At 49.1% G+C, this 18692-nt stretch carries 17 protein-coding genes; 15 read left to right on the forward strand and 2 right to left on the reverse strand.

The features are described 5' to 3' along the window. Positions 1 to 166 precede the first annotated feature (166 nt). The 5 genes from BMZ54_RS20870 to BMZ54_RS20890 all read left to right on the forward strand — a co-directional run bounded on the left by BMZ54_RS20870 (position 167) and on the right by BMZ54_RS20890 (position 6051). The gene (locus BMZ54_RS20870; RefSeq protein ID WP_089916755.1) at positions 167 to 949 is read left to right on the forward strand and encodes an ABC transporter ATP-binding protein; all 783 of its coding nucleotides are present in this window, start codon (positions 167 to 169) and stop codon (positions 947 to 949) included. Positions 950 to 968: 19 nt separating this feature from the next. Further along, entirely contained in the window at positions 969 to 1718 is a 750-nt protein-coding gene (locus BMZ54_RS20875; RefSeq protein ID WP_089916758.1) for an ABC transporter permease, read from the forward strand. Positions 1719 to 1770: 52 nt separating this feature from the next. After that, positions 1771 to 2139 (forward strand): hypothetical protein, encoded by a 369-nt coding sequence (locus BMZ54_RS20880; RefSeq protein WP_143081089.1) that lies wholly within the window; start codon positions 1771 to 1773, stop codon positions 2137 to 2139. Between the two features lie 285 nt (positions 2140 to 2424). Then, positions 2425 to 4491, forward strand: coding sequence for a TonB-dependent receptor (locus BMZ54_RS20885; RefSeq protein WP_089916764.1), 2067 nt, complete (start codon positions 2425 to 2427; stop codon positions 4489 to 4491). Between the two features lie 6 nt (positions 4492 to 4497). Then, entirely contained in the window at positions 4498 to 6051 is a 1554-nt protein-coding gene (locus BMZ54_RS20890; protein ID WP_089916767.1) for a PepSY domain-containing protein, read from the forward strand. A 732-nt stretch (positions 6052 to 6783) separates the two neighbouring features. Here the strand turns inward: BMZ54_RS20890 and BMZ54_RS20895 are convergent. Both BMZ54_RS20895 and BMZ54_RS20900 read right to left on the reverse strand, forming a co-directional pair. Further along, a complete protein-coding gene (locus BMZ54_RS20895) occupies positions 6784 to 7413 on the reverse strand; it encodes a VOC family protein (protein ID WP_089916772.1) in 630 nt (209 codons plus the stop codon). Between the two features lie 379 nt (positions 7414 to 7792). Continuing rightward, the gene (locus BMZ54_RS20900; protein ID WP_089916776.1) at positions 7793 to 9499 is read right to left on the reverse strand and encodes an HAD-IIB family hydrolase; all 1707 of its coding nucleotides are present in this window, start codon (positions 9497 to 9499) and stop codon (positions 7793 to 7795) included. 154 nt (positions 9500 to 9653) lie between these two features. On the opposite strand from BMZ54_RS20900, the gene BMZ54_RS20905 reads away from it, so the two are divergent. The 10 genes from BMZ54_RS20905 to BMZ54_RS20950 all read left to right on the forward strand — a co-directional run bounded on the left by BMZ54_RS20905 (position 9654) and on the right by BMZ54_RS20950 (position 18686). Further along, the gene (locus tag BMZ54_RS20905) at positions 9654 to 10235 is read left to right on the forward strand and encodes a sigma-70 family RNA polymerase sigma factor (protein ID WP_089916780.1); all 582 of its coding nucleotides are present in this window, start codon (positions 9654 to 9656) and stop codon (positions 10233 to 10235) included. 7 nt (positions 10236 to 10242) lie between these two features. Further along, entirely contained in the window at positions 10243 to 10518 is a 276-nt protein-coding gene (locus BMZ54_RS20910; protein WP_089916784.1) for a hypothetical protein, read from the forward strand. Positions 10519 to 10603: 85 nt separating this feature from the next. After that, positions 10604 to 10936 (forward strand): hypothetical protein, encoded by a 333-nt coding sequence (locus tag BMZ54_RS20915; protein ID WP_089916788.1) that lies wholly within the window; start codon positions 10604 to 10606, stop codon positions 10934 to 10936. A gap of 288 nt (positions 10937 to 11224) precedes the next feature. Beyond that, positions 11225 to 12055 carry an HvfB family MNIO-type RiPP peptide maturase gene (locus BMZ54_RS20920; RefSeq protein WP_089916794.1) on the forward strand — a complete coding sequence of 277 codons (831 nt, stop codon included), beginning with the start codon at positions 11225 to 11227 and terminating at the stop codon, positions 12053 to 12055. Next, the gene (locus BMZ54_RS20925; protein WP_089916798.1) at positions 12042 to 12800 is read left to right on the forward strand and encodes an HvfC family RiPP maturation protein; all 759 of its coding nucleotides are present in this window, start codon (positions 12042 to 12044) and stop codon (positions 12798 to 12800) included. The genes BMZ54_RS20920 and BMZ54_RS20925 overlap by 14 nt, the downstream gene beginning before the upstream one ends. Next, positions 12800 to 13243, forward strand: coding sequence for an HvfX family Cu-binding RiPP maturation protein (locus BMZ54_RS20930; RefSeq protein WP_089916803.1), 444 nt, complete (start codon positions 12800 to 12802; stop codon positions 13241 to 13243). The genes BMZ54_RS20925 and BMZ54_RS20930 overlap by 1 nt, the downstream gene beginning before the upstream one ends. A gap of 29 nt (positions 13244 to 13272) precedes the next feature. Then, a complete protein-coding gene (locus BMZ54_RS20935) occupies positions 13273 to 14256 on the forward strand; it encodes an ion channel (protein WP_089916806.1) in 984 nt (327 codons plus the stop codon). A gap of 20 nt (positions 14257 to 14276) precedes the next feature. Further along, positions 14277 to 15332 carry a tellurite resistance/C4-dicarboxylate transporter family protein gene (locus BMZ54_RS20940; protein ID WP_089916809.1) on the forward strand — a complete coding sequence of 352 codons (1056 nt, stop codon included), beginning with the start codon at positions 14277 to 14279 and terminating at the stop codon, positions 15330 to 15332. Between the two features lie 39 nt (positions 15333 to 15371). Further along, on the forward strand, positions 15372 to 16436 hold the full coding sequence (locus BMZ54_RS20945; RefSeq protein ID WP_089916813.1) for an MFS transporter: 1065 nt from the start codon (positions 15372 to 15374) through the stop codon (positions 16434 to 16436). Positions 16437 to 16472: 36 nt separating this feature from the next. Then, positions 16473 to 18686 (forward strand): molybdopterin oxidoreductase family protein, encoded by a 2214-nt coding sequence (locus BMZ54_RS20950; RefSeq protein ID WP_089916821.1) that lies wholly within the window; start codon positions 16473 to 16475, stop codon positions 18684 to 18686. Positions 18687 to 18692: the final 6 nt, after the last annotated feature.

The following is an 18692-nucleotide window of genomic DNA, read 5'->3' on the forward strand; positions in this document are numbered from 1 at the left end:
CTGGATGACCGGTGCTGGGAACGGTTAAACCGTAAAACACGGAAACTTCACCGCCATTCCAGGGCTTTTTACCGGCAGAACGCAGGTTTTCACCTTTTTATCATATGGCGGTATCAAAGGTAATGTATGTTTGCAGCGTTATCTGCCACACCAAAATCCCTTTTTAATGAACCATCAATCACATACGCCCATTCTGGAAGTAAGCGGCCTGCATGTGTACTACGGTAATTTTCACGCTGTAAATGATGTATCCTTTACGGTGAATGCCGGTGAGATCTTTGGTTTCCTGGGCCCTAACGGCGCCGGTAAAACCAGTACACTCAGTGCCGTGGAAGGCCTGCTGAAACCCCGTTCCGGTAGTATTTCTGTAGCCGGGTTTGATATTCACAAACAGCCTTTGCATGCCCGCGCTAATATGGGCGTACAGCTGCAGGCCACCAGCTTTCAGCCGGAGCTTACCATTTCAGAGATCATCAGCCTGTATGCCGGTATTTACGGCGCTGCTATCAGCTATGAGCAGATCCTTTCCATTCTGCGGGATATTAAGCTGGAAGATGCTGCCGGTAAGCGTTTCGGACAGCTCTCCGGAGGGCAGCAGCAGCGTGTATCACTGGTAATAGCCACTATCCACGATCCGCACCTGGTATTGCTGGATGAGCCAACCACAGGCCTGGACCCGCAATCGCGCCGGCAGTTATGGGAACGTATGGAATCCATCCGTGAAAAAGGACATGGCGTACTACTTACCACGCATTCCATGGAAGAAGCAGAAGCGGTGTGCGACCGTATAGCCATCATTGATCATGGCAGGGTAGTGGCCATTGACACGCCGGAGGCATTGATAGACCATTACCGCCACGATCCGGAAGTGATCAGCGTTTCCCGCAAAGGAAAGATCACGCTGGAAGATGTATTTATTGGTCTTACCGGCCGCGCCATCCGTTCATAACCTTTAACTATTACGAGCCATGAGAAATAATATTCCCGCAACTTCTACTGTTTTAAATGCATTGCTCCGCGCCGATTTTACCACGCAATGGCGCAACCGCCGTTCCGTTGTGCTGGTGTTCCTGGTGCCATTGATCATACTGATGTCCTGGAAAGGACTGGTCGATAAATTAGGCGGCGCCTTTGTATTATCCATCTGTATCACCATCGGCCTAACCGCCATTGGCTTAATGGGCTACACCAACTCCATTGCCCGCGACCGCGATAAAGGCATTTTCCAGCGCCTGCGTGTAGCGCCCCTTTCCACCTGGACCATTATGGTAAGCCGCTTAACCGTGCAGGTAGTTATGATCCTGGCGCTTATCATTGCCGTATTTATTGTAGGTTTTTATGTAGATAAAATATCACTGACCCCGGCAGGTTATGTGTTCGGGTTTACCATGGGATTGGTAGGCAGCGCCGTGTACCTGGGTTTGGGGCAGATGATAGCCGGGCTTATTAAGAACCCGGAAACCGTAAACGCCACCACCCGTTTGGTATACTTTGCCTTTATTATGATCGGTATGTTCGGCGAGTTGGGCATGCTGGGTACGGAAGTACAAACCATTGTAAGGTGGTCGCCTTTTGGCAGTGTAAAACGTATTGTGTCTGATAGCCTGCAGCCGGCCCACTGGACCATACAAAGTACGCAGGCTTTGCTGGCAACCATTGGATATGCCTTTGTGTTCTCCTTGCTGGGTATTAAATGGTTCCGCTGGAATACGAAATAAAATTGCTGAACTAACTGGGAAATTCAGCTTTCACCACTATCTTTGCGGCAGCTTGAAACAAGTTGCCGCAATATTGTTACTGATAGGCGTACTAAGCCAAACATTCAGCAAAATGCTGATAGTGGCTGAGTATGAGCTGAACAGGGACTACATTGCAAAAAACCTGTGCGTAAACCGCAACAAGCCTAAAATGCATTGTAATGGTAAATGCCATATGATGCGTAAGATGAAGCAGGAAGAAAAAAGCGAGCAGGAAAACCCTGAGCGCCGTGCAGAGAACAAGCTGGAGATCATTTGCGCTGCTTTCAGCCCTGCACGTCTGAACCACTCTTTGATTGTTAGTACTATACAATATCCCAATTTGCAGGTTAATACCTGTACCGTGTTTGTTGCCGCTCCTTTCCACCCACCACAGGCGTAAAGCCGAAAGCAAAAAGCATAAAGCTTAATACTACACATTGCATGCATAACGATGAAGGCATAATGCCTGCCATTGCTCTGCTGTGCCTCGTTAACTATTGACTATTAGCGCATTTGTTGATATGCATTGCATCTGGTTTTTACCGGCTGTTATTGCGTGCCGTTAACTTTTTGTCTTTGAGTATTCCGCTTTATGCTTTATGCATTCCGCTTTCCACATCCGCGGCATTAAGCTTTTTGCTTTCTGCTTTAAGCTTTAAGCTTTTCCTCACTTGAACTTATTGTAATGAAAAAGGGATTATTATCTATTATACTAACATGCGTAGTAGCGATAGCTGCTGCACAGGATACAACCACTATAAAAGAGCTGCAGCAGGTGATCGTAAGCGCCAGCCGCACGCAGCAAAAAAGGAGCGATGCGCCTATTGCCATCAGCACCATCAGTACTAAAACCATACAGGATACAAAGGCCAACCGTTTAGACCAGCTGCTGAATAAAGTAAGCGGGGTATTTATGGTAAGCCTTTCCAATGAGCAGCATGAAATGAGCATCCGCCAGCCCATGACCACCAAAAGCCTGTTCCTGTACCTGGAAGATGGTATTCCTATACGCACTACCGGCTTATATAATCATAATGCACTGCTGGAAATGAATATGGCTGCCGCCAAGCAGATAGAGATCATCCGGGGGCCGGCATCTTCTTTATACGGCGCCGAAGCCGTAGGCGGTGCAGTAAATATTATCACGCTTACGCCGCCACCCGTAAATACCGGAATGGTAAGCCTGCAGGCCAATAACAATGGTTACAAACGGGTAGATCTGCAGGCCGGCGGCACCTATGGTAAGTGGGGCCTGGTAGTAAGCGGTTACTACGCCAACCGCCACGACGGGCCGGTGGATTACAGCGACTTTCACAAAACAGCCCTTACCTTCCGGGCCGATTATAAAGCCAGCGATAAAACCACCTGGAGCAACAGCATTACGTATATTGACTACTACAGCGATATGACCGGCTCCCTGGACAGTGCCCATTTTGCGCAGAAGAATTATACCACGCCGTACTCCTTTACCTACCGTAAAACTACGGCCTTACGCATCCGAAGCGGTATTACCCAGCAATGGAACGATAACAGCCAAACGCAGGTAACCGCTATGTTCCGGGATAATTCCGTAAAGCAGAATCCATCCTATTACATTACCAATAACCGTACAAATGCTTTGCTGGCCAACGGGCAACTGAACAACAGCTCTTTTAACAGCTACCTGCTGGTAGCGCAGCACCAGCAGCAATTCAAATGGATGGGCAGTAAAGTGATCGGCGGCATCAGCGCAGACCTGAGCCCCAGCACCTACATAGCCCGTTACATACAAATTAACCGGGATGGCAAAGGTAATTACACCAATTACCAGCAAACGGATTCTACGCTCAGCAACTACAACACCGGCATCAGCAACCTGGCATCTTATGTACATTATGAAATGAGCCCCCTGCCGGGATTAAAGCTGGTAGCCGCTTTGCGCTATGACTTTTACCACTTTGATTTCGATAATCATTTACCCGCATCCGCCTCCACCGGTGCGCCATCCACCAAACAGGATTTTACCCGCTTTACGCCCAAAGCAGGTTTTACCTATAACTACAAAGGCATTGGCGTATATGCCAACTACAGCCAGGGATATGTGCCGCCGCAGGTATCTGAACTGTTTAACAGTGTAAAGGTGCCTTACCTGCAGCCACAAACTTTCTTCAACTATGAAGCAGGAGGGTGGTTCTCTTTACTGGAACACAAGCTGTATGCAGACTGGAGTGTGTATCTCATGAACGGCGCCAACGAGATCATCTCCGTACGGGAAGATGATGGCACCTTCCAGAACCAGAATGCCGGCAAAACCCGTCACCGCGGCGTGGAGTACGGCATTACTTATCGTCCCTCCCAGCAATGGATGTTCCGGGTAAGCGCCACCAATGCCAAGCATACCTTTACAGACTACGTGGAAAAAGGCGCTGATGTGAGCGGCAATGAAATGAGCGCTGCCCCGCATTTTATCAGCAATACAGAAGTCATGTATCATCCTGCTTTCATTAAGGGATTTCGTATAGGCATGGAATGGCAGCACCTGGGTAAGTACTGGATGGATAATGCCAATACGCAATCCTACAGCGGTTTTGACCTGGTGAACCTGCGAACAGGTTATACAGTAGGCCGCTGCGAAGTATGGGTGAATGCCCTGAACCTGTTCAATAAATATTACTCCACCTTTGCCAGTAAGTCGGCTTACGGTTACAGCTACAACCTGGGCGATCCACGGGAATGGAATGTAGGTATGGCTTTCAGGATGGGTAAAAAATAAGATGTCATGAAGAAGAATATATACAAGCTACACCGTACACTATCACTCATTATAGCGCTGCCGGTACTGTTATGGGCCATTAGTGGTTTCATGCACCCGTTAATGACCAATATCCGCCCGCAGGTAGCTACGCAGGTATTGCCGGCCCGCACCATTGATAGCGCACATATACAAACCACGCTAACGGCCGCTTTACAAAAGCACCATATTGACAGTATCAGCAGCTTTCGCCTGGTGCATATTGATACCACCTGGTTTTACCAGGTGCAGGCCCCCGGCAAAACAGAGCCCTTATATTTCAGCACTATCAACGGCAAGATCCTCACTGCCGGCGACTGGCTCTACGCGCAGTACCTGGCCCGCCAGTTCCTGGAAGGCCCGGCCATAACAGACAGCGCTGCTGCCCTGCCGCCCGCACGGGCAGAAGCCGGCAGCACGGCGCATGATTGTTGCGATGCCGCTACTTCCTGCGTGTTAAACAACGTAAAAGGCGCTAAAGTGCATGATGCTTCCATGCTTACTGCTTTCGATCCTGAATACAAGGAGGTCAACCGTTTACTGCCGGTATATAAAGTATCCTTTGAACGGATGGATGGTATCCGCATTTATGTAGAAACTACCAGCGACCGCTTTGCCTTTGCCATGGATAACCGCCGCGCAGTATTTGACCGCGTTTTCCGCTACCTGCATACCTGGGACTGGCTGAACCTGTTAGGCAAAGCCAAACACTTTGTGCTGGCCTGTATTGCGGCAATAGCATTCATTACCTCCATACTGGGTCTCTACATTTTCTTCACTACAAAAAGCAACGGCTCAAACGGCAACAGCCTGGTGAAAGCCAGGCGTTATCACCGCTACACCGCCGTAATAGCGTCCCTCTTTACCCTGATGTGGACCCTCAGCGGCAGCTATTATGCCTTCAGCAAACTGCAAACAGATACCCGCGACCGTTATTTTGTAACGGGCCATTTGGCCGCCACGGATGTAAGCATTCCCTTTGGTATGTTAGCGCAGGCAATAAAAGCCCCTGTTAACAATGTAAGCATGGTACACCTGCAGGATGGCAATTACTGGCAGGTATATACGAAAAATGGTATTCAATATGTAGCCGCAGCCACAGGTGCTTTATTGCCGCACGGCGATGCGCAGTATGCACAATACCTGGCTACGCAGTTCAGCAGCAACCCTGCAGCAGCCATCACAGATACATCCTACGTTACCCAATTCAACGACGAATACAACTTTGCCGACAAACGCCTGCCCGTATGGAAAGTCGGTTATAACAGCCGTCATCATGAGCGGTATTATGTAGAAACCTCCACTGGCAGGCTCTCCGTTCGTGTTGATGACCTGGAGGTACCGCAGGGTTATTCCTTTGCGCTCTTTCACAAACACCACTTTATGGATTGGGGCGGCAAAGCCCTGCGCGATTTCAGCACCATGTTCTGGGTACTGATGCAGGTGATCATGGTGGTTGTAGGCTTAACGTTATACGTAGTGTGGAAGCTGAGAACGCGGAAAGGGCGAAAGGTAGGTACTGCGAGTGCTGCTCACGGGTAAGCCGGCATTGCATTATTCCTTGGGCTTGTAGGTCCATAGTTCCAACTCGGGTCTGCGCTCACGGGTAAGCCGGCATTGGCATCATTTATTGGGCTTATCAGGTCCATAATTCCAACTCCGTCCTGTGCCCGCCTTTGATGAAGTCTATGGGGCTTTATCAAGCGTACCTGCTTTAACTTTTTATCAGGCTTCACCGTTCGTGTCACGCCGGCCAAGGTCCGTAGTTTGGAACTATGGACCTTGGTATTACCGCGTGGAAATGTGATACCTCAGTTGCTCACTTGCGGTACTATTGTAACACTGGTATTTCGCTGGCAGGTCCGGGCAGAGGCCCTTGGCCGGTGTGATGCGCTTGATGAAGCCCAATAGCGCAAGTGTGCTAATACGATACCACCTCGTTCAATAGAGAACTAAACAGGCGGGCACCAGGCCGTAGCCGGACCTGTAAGAAATGTCCTCATGTAATATTAAGAATACACTTTTATCGAAGTACTATAGTAACGCTGGTATTTCGCTGGCAGGTCCGGGCGGAGGCCCTTGGCCGGCGTGATGCGCTTGATGAAGCCCAATAGCACACTCATGCTGATACGATAATCCCTCGTTTAATAGAGAATCAAACAGGCGGGCACCAGGCCGTAGCCGGACCTGCAAGAAATGTCCTCATGTATGTTTATATTAACCAGGATTAAAACAAACAGCAAACGGTTTACCGGGAAATGTTAGCTAACAATATTACTCCACAAAGCGATAGCTGCCATGAGTATCATAGTCGATATTATGCTTCTTTTTTAGCGCTTGTATATAGTTTAAGGTACCAACTGTATGAGGACTTGCAACGGAATCACCAACCCGTTCAAAGGTGTGCAGCAGTGTTTCTTCCAGGCAGCTGCTTACGGTCATGCGCTTATGCTCGGCAAGGTCTTGCAATAACGCAGCCAACCGCTTTTCAAGCCGTACAGGTACATCTACCCGCTCAATTTTAATGGGAGGCCCCTGGTTATAGATGTATCTGCCAAAAACCAGGGAATTGCCGTCAGCATCTTTTACCCGATAATCGCGTATTCCATATTCTCTGTCTTCCATCGGAACTATTATCTCCACGCCATTAGCCTGGTGCAATTCATAGAGCTCTTCAGCATTTTCTGTAATGAAACATACTTCAGATGCTCCATCCACAAAGGACTCACCTTTTTGCAGATGCAAATTCACCTGACCCAGCCCTACACCGGCAAACGTGGGAGGATCACCCCAGGAGAAGCGATGTGAAAACCCCAGGCGGTTAACATAAAAATCAATCGCAGACGGTATATCTTTAACTAATAGGGTAGGAAAAAGCTGGGAGCATTCAATATTTGGGATCATGGCAATTACTATTTTAAAGTAAGAGAAATAATATTTGCATTAAGTTATGAATAGTGAGAGTAGTTTCCAACTTCCGGGGAGAGCTACACCCCGGGTGATAAACGTGGAAAACAGTATAAAGACTATAATGTAAACAGTTTAAAGCCTATAATTGATCTTGCCTTATTGCAGTACTAATATAAAGCTGGTATTTCGCTGGCAGGTCCGGGCGGAGGCCCTTGGCCGGCGTGATACGCTTGATGAAGCCCAACGGCACAAATATGCTGATACGATACTACCCCCGTTCAATAGAGGTCTAAACAGGCGGGCACTAGGCCGTAGCCGGACCTGCAAGAAATATCCCCCATACAATGTAAGAAACCACCTTGACACAATTAATCTACGCCGGCCCCGTATAATGCAGCTTCACCAGCTGCGCAACCGCGTCCCGCGATGCTGCCGCATCAGGCTCTTTATCTTCTATTTTCTCCACCTGCTCTGCAAGCGTTTCATCATTTACACTGTTCCGCATCCAGGCAGAGTAATCGTGCCGTTGCAAATGATACAGCCAGGTATCATCATCCACGCCTTCTGCAATTTCTACAAAGCGCAGCAGGTTGCTGGCTTTGAGCTGCAGCTTTGCTTCCGGTCCGGTGAAGATGAAGCTGTCCGGTCCCATATCGCCAATAGCGTATTTACGTTTATGCCGCTGCAGTATTTTTTGAGGAACTAAGGTGCGTATCAGGAAAGGCGCTTCGCCGGAGGGGCGGTGCCATACCAGGGCTTCGCCCTTTTGCAGGTCTGCAATAGGTATTTCCGGGAGGGCGGCTTTAATGCAGCTCGCGTAATGATGAATGGTCTCATGCGGTGCTTGCCCTACCGCCATTATGGTGGTAGCCTGGTCCAGTAGTGACTGATGTAACAGCTCCGGACGGGTAGTAATAGCAATATAATTAGTGAAGGCATGTAGTGGAGTAAAGAAGTGCGGATTAGCTTCAGCAGGCGCCAGGTGGTGCGCTTCATCCAGTAGTATCCAGTGTGGGCGGCCTTTGTGCTGGCGTAGCTCTAAAACGGCAGCCAGCAGCTGTTGCAGGAAAGCGGGCTTTTCTTCCATAGATAAAGCCAGTGTGCATACTATCACGCTTTGATGCGGCCTATCCAGCAGCTGCATCAGCGGTTCCAGGGCAGGCGGCTGCGCTACATCGCCGATGGTTACCGTTCCCTGCAGCTCCAGGTAATCGCCTTCCGGGTCTATCATGATGAACTGGTAGCCGCGTTGTAGCAATATCTCCATAAAGGCGGCGGTGAATGTGGTTTTTCCACCCCCGCTGCTACCGGCAAGAATAATGTTGCTGCCATAGGGGCTCACCAGGAAGGGGGCATTATCATAGCGGTCGCCAAGCGGCAGGTAGTGTCTTTTCAGTACAGAGTCCAGCGTCAGCAGGTCGTCTTCACGCATGCGGGCAGCCAGCTGCATTACCCCTTCACCATGATCGGCCGGTGTTACCCAGTCGCTGATCTTTTGCAGGGTAGGCAGCGCGTTGGCCACACTTACTGCGCATTCAGCTACCTGCAGCATAGCGCTGTCATTTTCTGCATCACCTACGGCCACTACATTATGCATGGAAAATCCCATGGCATCTAAAGCTGCATTGAGGCCTTTGGATTTGTTGATGCCCGGTGGTAATACCATTACGGCGCCTTTGTTAAAGATGATCTGCCGTTCTATGCCAAATTGTTTGATCACTTCCAGCACAGTATCCTGGTGCGGTTCCCAGGTAGCAACTATAACGCGGCCTGCGGAAAGGGGCTGCACGCCGCGCTTACGCAGCTCGGCAACAAAAGCTTCGGGAGGTGCATCGCCCAGGGTGGTTTCTTCCAATGTAGCGGGATTATATATTAAGGCGCCATTTTCTGCTACTATACGGTCAAATACCGTATGTGCCGGGAATAGCGCTTTCAGCTCATCCAGCTCGCGGCCGGTTACCAGCAGCAGGCTGCGGCCACTGGCCTTCAGCGCTTTCAATGCTTCTACTACTTCATCGGTAACGCCGCCGTGGTGAGCCAGCGTACCATCATAATCGGATGCCAGAACATAGTATCTCATAACAGTTTAAGAGCAGTAATTATGCCACTGGATAAGCTAAATGTGGGGAGTAAAGGGGCAGTTCTTAAATATTTGCAAAAAACAGCATAAATTGGATGACCGGCTCATTGGAATGTGATGAATATCCCTATTTTTGTTTACCTACACTTTGTTTATGAGCGCAGCTAAAGGAGCAGTAACTGGTCATCATGCTATCATCCGCGAATGGGTGCAGCTGTACACAAACGGAATGTACGCCTGGGCCTATCATAAAACTACCGACAAGGCGCTGGCAGAAGATCTGGTACAGGACACGTTCCTCGCCGCGTTACAGTCATTCGATAAGTTTAAACAGGAAAGTCAGCCTAAAACCTGGCTCTTTTCTATCCTGAATAATAAGATCAGCGATCATTTCCGTCAACAATTCCGCCATCCGGTTGTTAACGAAGCAGAGGGCGGCTTATCTTTTTTCTTTGATGAGGAGGATGAGTGGCGCAAAGAACGCAGTCCGCAAGCCTGGAATACTACGGATACACATATCCTGGACAACCCGGATTTCCGGAAAATTCTGCAGCACTGTATGCATCTGCTGCCCGGCAACTGGCTGGCAGCAGTAAAATTAAAATACCTGGAAGAAAAAGAAGGGAAGGATATTTGTCAGGATCTTCAGATAACACCGTCTAATTTCTGGCAGATCATGCACCGCGCTAAGCTGCATCTGAGGAATTGTCTGGAAATTAACTGGTTTAAAAAGTAGATCGGGCATGAAAAGAGTGTTAAAAAAAATATTTCTTCCCTGTACGGTAGCTACGGAAATGATTGAGAAGGACATTTACTTTAAACTGTCCGCGTTAGAGAAATTACGGCTGTTCCTGCATACCGGTCTCTGTGGCCTGTGTCACCGGTATCAAAAACATAGCCGGCTGTTGCATCGGATCCTGATGGAGCTGCATCATGAGCATGAACATCCTCAAGCACCCAAAGAAGAGGAGCAGACTGCACTGAAAGAAAAGATCACAAACCGCCTGGAAAAGAATTAAAAATTTGTTGGTTACGGTGTCAGGTTGGTATAAATGTGCCGGCTATACGTGCAAAGATTCTAATCACATATAAAAACTGACAACAATGGAGAACAAAAAGAAAGTTCTGTTAACCGGCTCTCTGCTGGCCGGCGCCTTATTGGCTACTGCAAACCTGCAGGCAAATGCTGCAGACCTGTTTAGTTTCAACAACCTGGGTACCGGCGAAGCCGTAAGAACCCGCCTGATGGACGGCGCCAGCCATGCCCGTACCCTGGAGCTGAACTGTGGCGAAAAGAAAGATTCCGCTTCCATGAAAAAAGGTAAAGACGGAAAATGTGGAAAAGATGGTAAGTGCGGCGAAGGCAAGTGCGGCGATAAAAAAGGTGGTAAGAAAAAGATGAAGGCCGACTCCGCCAAAGCAAAACCGGCTAAATAGTTGGCAGTCCGCAGTTGGCAGTGTGCAATCCTTGTAAATAGTTGGCAGTTGGCAGTGAGCAGTTGGCAGTCTGCGAAGATTGTTTACTGCTACCTGTCCCCTGCCAATTCTAAAAGGTAGTTTGTATCAGCAGCAACGCAGCAATCTCCCTTACTGCCAACTGCCTGCTAACGACTGTCAACTCTTAAAAGTCGGTTCGTAAGAGCACCACGCAGTAGTCGCCACTACTGCCAACTGCCCACTGCAGACTGCCCACTCAAAAAATCTTCACGCTCAAATTGCCTCCTCATGGTTGGAATTGGTTTTAGAAAAGATTTTGCAACCACACTGTTGCAAAGCCCTTCATTCAACCCGGCCTTCATTGAAGTAGCGCCGGAAAACTGGATAGGGGTGGGCGGTTACTGGAAAAAACTGTTTAACCAGGCGCTGGAAAAATATCCGCTGTATACACACGGCCTTTCACTTTCTGTAGGCAGCCCCGACGAGCTGGACCTGAACTTCCTGCAAAAAGTAAAAACCTTCCTGCGGGATACCAATGCGCAGATCTATTCCGAACACCTCAGCTACTCTAAATGTGATAACGCGCATTTATATGACCTGCTGCCTATTCCGTTCACAACGGAAGCGGTGCGTCATGTAAGCCGCCGTATCCGGCAGGTGCAGGATTTCCTGGAAAGGAAGATCGCCATTGAGATCGTAAGCTATTACACACCGGTAGCACCTGAGCTTACAGAGATCGCTTTCATTAATGCCATACTGGAAGAAGCAGGTTGTAACCTGTTGCTGGATGTGAACAATGTGTATGTGAACGGCTTTAACCATCAGTACGATGCCAAAGCATTCATAGACCAGCTGCCCATGGATAAAGTAGCTTACATCCATATGGCCGGCCATGAAAAAGTATCGGATGACCTGATCATTGATACCCACGGAGAAGCTATCATAGACCCGGTGTATGACCTGTTTGCCTATACCATGCAGCGCCTGGACCGTGATGTACCGGTGCTGCTGGAAAGGGATTTTAACATCCCTGAGCTGGATGAGCTGCAGCAGGAGATCAACCGCCTGCAGCAGATCAAAAATGTGCACCTGAAAAACCCGCGTTATGCAACTGCCTGAAACTACCCACCAGCACCAGTCGGCCCTGGCAGATTATTGCCGCACCGGTAAGTACAGCGCTATTCCCGGTGTGCGGGAACAGCATGTAACGCAGTACCGCCGCCTGGTATACAATGTGGTGGATGATATGTTGCAATCAGCCTATCCGCTCACACATCATTTGCTTACAACAAGAGAGTGGAATGCGCTGGTGCAGGAATTTTTTTCCAATCATCCCTGCCAGTCGCCGCAGGTATGGTACATGCCCAAAGAGCTCTACGAATATCTATCGCCCAAAGAACATAAGCTTAAAAACAAGTACCCGTTCCTGTTAGAGCTGCTTTGGCTGGAATGGCTGGAAGTGGAGCTGTTTATGATGGAAGACCGGCCGGCCGCTTACACCACCATAGGCGATCTTTCAACAGATGAATTAGTCCTGAATCCCGAACATCATTTACAGCAATTCCAATACCCCGTTCACCTGAAAACGGCTAAACAGCTCACGCCTGCTGATAAAGGCGATTATTTCCTGGTATTATTCCGCAAGCCCGACAGCGGGGAGGTGAATTTCATGAATCTTTCGCCCGCGCTGGTAGCCATGCTGGAAATATTACAGGAAGGCCCGCAAACAATGGATGCCCTGATCCGGCAATGCTGCGCCGCCTGGCAGCTGCAGCTTAGCCCGGAAATACAGGCTGCGGCGCATGCTTTCATCACACAATCGCTGGACAACCGGCTGATCATCGGATTTAAAAGCAAACACTAATGAGCATCTTATCATCCTACGCCCGCACGGCGGCATCCCTGGAGAAAGCCAGGGCAGTACCCTTATTGTTATTACGGCTTGTACTGGCCTATGGTTTTTACACACCCGCCAAAATGAAATGGTCCGATATTAACAGTATTGCACAGTGGTTTGGCAGCATGCACTTTCCCATGCCCACGCTGAGCGCTTACCTGGCTGCTGCTACGGAAGCCGCAGGGGTGGTATTGCTTACCCTGGGCCTGGCCACCCGCCTTATTACCATCCCATTAATGATCGTAGTGCTGGTAGCTATTTTTGCAGTGCACTGGCCCAATGGTTTCAGCGCGGGCGATAATGGTTTTGAGATCCCGCTGTATTATTTCCTGATGCTGTTTACATTATTTATTATGGGACCAGGCAGTATAAGTATGGATGAACGGCTGCGTAGAAAATATAGAAACTAACCCTTAGTTTTGCTATACAAATTTCCTGTATGGCACTCCGCATCAACCCATTTTCCAAAATAAACAACGATACCGGTTTTGGCAGCAGCTCCAGCGGTTCTGTAGGGCGTTTTGTGAACAAGGATGGTTCCTTTAACCTGCGCAAAGAAGGCCGCCCGTACTGGGAGCGCATGAGCCTTTATCACTTCATGCTGAACCTGTCGCCGCTAAAATTCTTTTGTGCCATCCTGCTGTTCTTTTTTTCCATTAACCTTATCTACACCGCTATTTACCTGGTATTGGGCGCGCATGAATTTGTAGGTATTATAGGCCAAACTAAGTGGCAGGTGTTCAAAGAGATCTATTTCTTCAGCACAGAAACCTTTACTACGGTAGGTTATGGCCGGGTAAACCCTATTGGCGACGGCGCCAACCTGGTAGCCTCCCTGGAAGCCCTGAACGGTTTCCTGTACCTGGCAGTATTCACCGGTTTGATCTACGGGCGTTTTTCCAAGCCCAAAGCTTTCCTCATGTTCAGTGATTACGCAATAATAGCGCCCTACCAGGATAAAATGGGGCTTATGTTCCGTTTTGCATCCTATAAGAACAATCATACGCTTACAGATGTAGAGGTAAAGGTAACCGCGGCATTACTGGTAACTGAAAATGGTAAAACCGCTTTCCAGTTCTATGACCTGCCCCTGGAACGCAGCAAGATCCAGAACCTGCCCATGAACTGGACCGTAGTGCATCCTATAGATGAGAACAGCCCTTTACAGGGACTAAACCCGGAAGATCTGAAGGCCGCTGACCTGGAAATTTATGTGCTCATCCGTGCCTTTGATGATGTGTTCTCCAATTTTGTATTAAGGCGCACCTCTTATACATACGAAGAAATTAAGTTCAACCGCCGCTTTGTGCCTATGTACCGGGAAACTGGTACCAGCACTATCCTGGAGCTGCATAAGCTCAGTGACTCCAAAGAGGTGGATGTTACGGTAGCAATGCCGTTCAGCCCCGTTGAACGGTCTTAATACATTCTAAAACCCTCAACATGCCGCAAACCCAGCTCGCACACCCCGGTCAGCCGGTTATGGCCACTTCCCTGGAAAATTTCTTTCCTGGTTATTTTGCACTGGTAATGGCTACTGGTATCGTATCCATTGGTATGTTCCTGTGGAAGTATGCCTGGTTAGCCGGCATTTTCCTGGGCCTGAATGTATTTTTTTATCTTTTGCTCTGGATCATTCTTATCCTCCGGATTGTGAAGTATCCGCTGGTTGTATGGAATGATCTTCACCATTCCGCCAGGGGCGTAACATTCCTGACGCTGGTTGCCGGTAATAATGTGCTGGGAAGCCAGATAGCCATTATTACCGGCCGCATGGATATAGCGCTGGTATTATGGATAGCGGGATTTATACTCTGGGCGCTGATCCTCTACACTTTTTTCCTGGTCAATATCCTCAAAGAGCCCAAGCCTGCGCTGCAGCAAAGCATTAGCGGCGCCTGGCTGCTGATAGTGGTTGCCACAGAATCGGTAGCTGTTTTAGGCGCCATTATTGCCAACAGCAGCTCCTATCATTGGCTGATCGCATTTATTTCGCTGTGTTCGTATATGACAGGCGGCATGTTCTACTTTGTGCTTATCGGTCTGATCCTTTACCGCTGGCTTTTTTTCAGCATGAAAGCAGAAACGCTTACGCCTCCATACTGGATCAACATGGGAGCCGTAGCCATCATTACGCTTGCCGGTTCCCGCCTGGTAGCGTATGCCCGTGTACATGAGGAATTAAAAGAGTGGGCGGGTTTCATACAGTCGTTTACGATGTTCTTCTGGGCTTTCGCCAGCTGGTGGATCCCCTTACTTTTCCTGATGTTTGCCTACCGCCATTTTATAGCCCGGGTACCCTTAAAGTATGATCCCCAGTACTGGTCTATGGTGTTTCCGCTTGGCATGTACGGCGTATGTACTTACACCTATGCAGGTATAACAGGGTTTACTTTCATTAAACCTATTTCGGCATTATTTGTTATATTAGCTTTACTGACCTGGGTCATTGTTTTGATCGGTTTGTTTATTGACCTTGCATCAGCGAGGAAAAGATAGTGTCATTGTTTTCTTCCGGATAACCATAAAAAGGTGCTTATGTATTTTTCTCTCAATAAAAAAGCCGCCTTTATTGCAATTGTTGTTACTCTTTTTTGCGTAATAGTTTCATTTTACGGGTCCAGGAAACTGCAGAATTTTGACCCGGCATTAATTGCTTATTTATTTGGTACCCTCTTTGCCGTGTTCGGCGTTATTTACCGTTATTGTGTATGGCTGCAAAGACCGCCTACCCGCATGTATTTCAGGCGTACCTGGCAGCTGATCTTTACCGGCAGATTTTTCGTGCACGCCTACACGCTGTTAATAGATTCCATCAAAAACCTCCTGTTCCAGCACTTCATTTATCCCAGGGGCAAAAAACGGTGGCTGGCCCATTTTATGCTGGCTACAGGCTGCCTGGCGGCTTTTGCCATCACCATTCCGCTTACGCTGGGCTGGATCAACTTTACGCTGGACCCCGCCACCGCGCTGGACCCTGGCGCCATTAAATTATATAACGCTAATTTTTTCGGCTTTAAAGTGATGAGCTTTGAGCTGGGATCTGTACTGGCATTTTTAATTTTCCATGCCCTCACCTGGTGCTCATGGCTGGTAATTGCCGGCGCGGTTATATTTCTTGTAAGAAGGCTCACCAATGCGGGCCTCATCGCTTCCCAAACTTTTGAAGGAGACCTGCTGCCGCTCATCCTGCTCATCTTTATAGCCGTTACAGGATTAGGGCTCAATTTCAGCTATGCATTTATGAAAGGCATTGCGTACGATTTTATGTCGGTAACCCATGCTATTTCCGTTATTCTTTTCCTGGTATGGATCCCCTTCGGCAAGTTCTTCCACATTATACAGCGGCCTGCACAAATAGGCGCGCATATTTATAAACAGGAAGGAAAGAAAAAAGGCATGGCCGTGTGCCCGCATACCGGCAAAGAATTTACCACGCAGCTGCATGTAGATGATCTGAAGATAGTGACTAAGCAGCTGGGGTTTGATTTTACCCTGGAAGATGGCACCTCGCATCTCGACTACAGCCCTGAAGGCAAACGCTCACTCCTGGCAAAGGCGCACCTGAAAGCCCGGCAGGAGGGAGGCACCTTTTTTGGATAACCATCCCGGCATCACCGGGAAAATAATACGACCAGCATGGCAAAACTACCCGTATCCCCCGAAAAACTTATTACCCGTTTTGGTCCTCACCTCAACTTTGCCCCGCAGGAAGGTTATCCCGGAAGGGATGAGCCGGATGCCACGGTGAAAACGCATTGCTGCTTTTGCGGCATGCAATGCGGTATACAGCTGCTGGTTAAAAATAATAAGGTGGTAGGCTTTGAGCCATGGATGGAGTTCCCCTTTAACCAGGGACGCTTATGCCCCAAAGGCGTGCAACGTTACCTGCAGGATAATCATCCCGACCGCTTGCTGGAGCCGGTGGAAAGAGTGGAAGGCGAAGGCTTTAAACCTGTTTCCTGGGATCATGCGCTTAACAGGGTAACCACAGAAATTAAACGCATACAGGCCGCCAACGGCAAAGATGCATTTGCTGTGCTATCCGGCGTTTCACTCACTAACGAAAAAAGCTACCTCATGGGCAAATTTGCCCGCGTAGCAATAAAAACAGCTAACCTGGATTACAATGGCCGGCTATGTATGGTAAGCGCCGGCGCCGGTAATAAAAAGGCATTCGGGCTGGATCGTTCTTCCAATAACTACGAAGATCTTGAACATGCAGAGGTGATCATAGTAACAGGAGCCAATGTAAGCGAAACTTTTCCCACCCTTACACACTGGATCTGGCGGGCAAGGGATAACGGCGCTAAGCTTATTGTGATAGATCCCCGGGTTATTCCCCTGGCCAGAACCGCAGATCTGCACCTACCGGTAAAACCGGGAACGGATTCCGCCCTGTATGGCGCCATGCTGAAATACCTGGCAGATCATGATATGCTGGACCACGATTTTATCAATAACCATACTTCCGGTTTTGAAGATACGCTTGCCGCTGTACAGGACTATACCCTGGAATGGGCCGAAACGGTTACAGGCATCGAAAAAGAAAAGATCCGGCAGGCAGCAGAGTTATGGGGTAGTGCCAAGACCAGCTTCCTTTTGCATGCCCGCGGCATAGAGCACCATTCCAAAGGTGTGGAAAATGTGCTGGGATGTATTAACCTGGTGCTGGCCACCGGCCGCATTGGCCGCCCATATTGCGGTTACGGCACCATTACCGGGCAGGGTAACGGGCAGGGCGGCCGGGAGCATGGGCATAAATGTGATCAGCTGCCGGGCAACCGCGATATTACCAACCCGGAGCACAGAAAATATATTGCAGAGGTGTGGGGCATCCCTGAGCCGGAGCTGCCGCAAAAAGGGCTCACCGCATGGGAGCTGATAGAAGCCATACACCGGGGAGAGGTAAAAGGCCTGTTATCTATTTGCTTTAATCCGCTGGTATCATTACCCAATAATAATTATGTAAGGGAAGCGCTGGAGAAGCTGGAATTTTATGTGTGCATAGATTTCTTTTTAAGTGAAACCGCCCGCCATGCGGATCTTGTGCTGGCAGGCTCACTACATGAAGAGGAAGACGGCACTGTTACCACTGCAGAAGGCAGGGTAGTACGTATACGCAAGGCCGTTAGTCCTCCAGGGAACGCCCGTACAGATACTTCCATCATCCTGGACCTGGCTGCAAGGCTTGGCGAGGCTGATAAGTTCAGCTATGAAAATTCGGAAGCCATCTTCAACGAATTGCGCATCGCCTCCAAAGGAGGTACGGCAGACTATTACGGCATCACCTATAAAAAGGTAGAAGATAATATGGGTGTGTTCTGGCCCTGTCCTTCGGAAGATCATCCCGGTACGCCCAGGTTATGGGAAGATAAAAAATTTGCCACACCGGATGGCAAAGCGCATTTTAACCCGGTAAAATTCCGGGAGCCTGCAGAGGTAACAGATAGTGAATATCCCATAGTGCTCACCACCGGCCGGGTAGTATCACAATACCTCAGCGGCACACAAACCAGGCGCATAGGAAAGCTGGTAGGGTTGATGCCGGAACCTTTACTGGAAATACATCCTGAGCTGGCGCAGCGTTACAACATACGGCAACGTGAAACCGTGCGGGTAAGCACCCGCCGGGGCACCGGGGATTTTGCCGCCAATATCGTAGAAACCATCCGGAAAGATACCGTGTTCATCCCATATCACTGGCCCGGCAGAAAATCTGCCAACCAGCTTACCATCGGCACGCTGGACCCCGTATCCAAGATCCCGGAATTTAAAGTATGCGCCTGCCGGCTGGAGCCGCTGGGCGTGTTTACCCAGCCTGGAGAAACAAATGCATTTGACAGTATCTGACCACAT

Origin of the sequence: Chitinophaga rupis, assembly GCF_900109685.1 — a bacterium.
Classification (GTDB): Bacteria; Bacteroidota; Bacteroidia; order Chitinophagales; family Chitinophagaceae; genus Chitinophaga; species Chitinophaga rupis.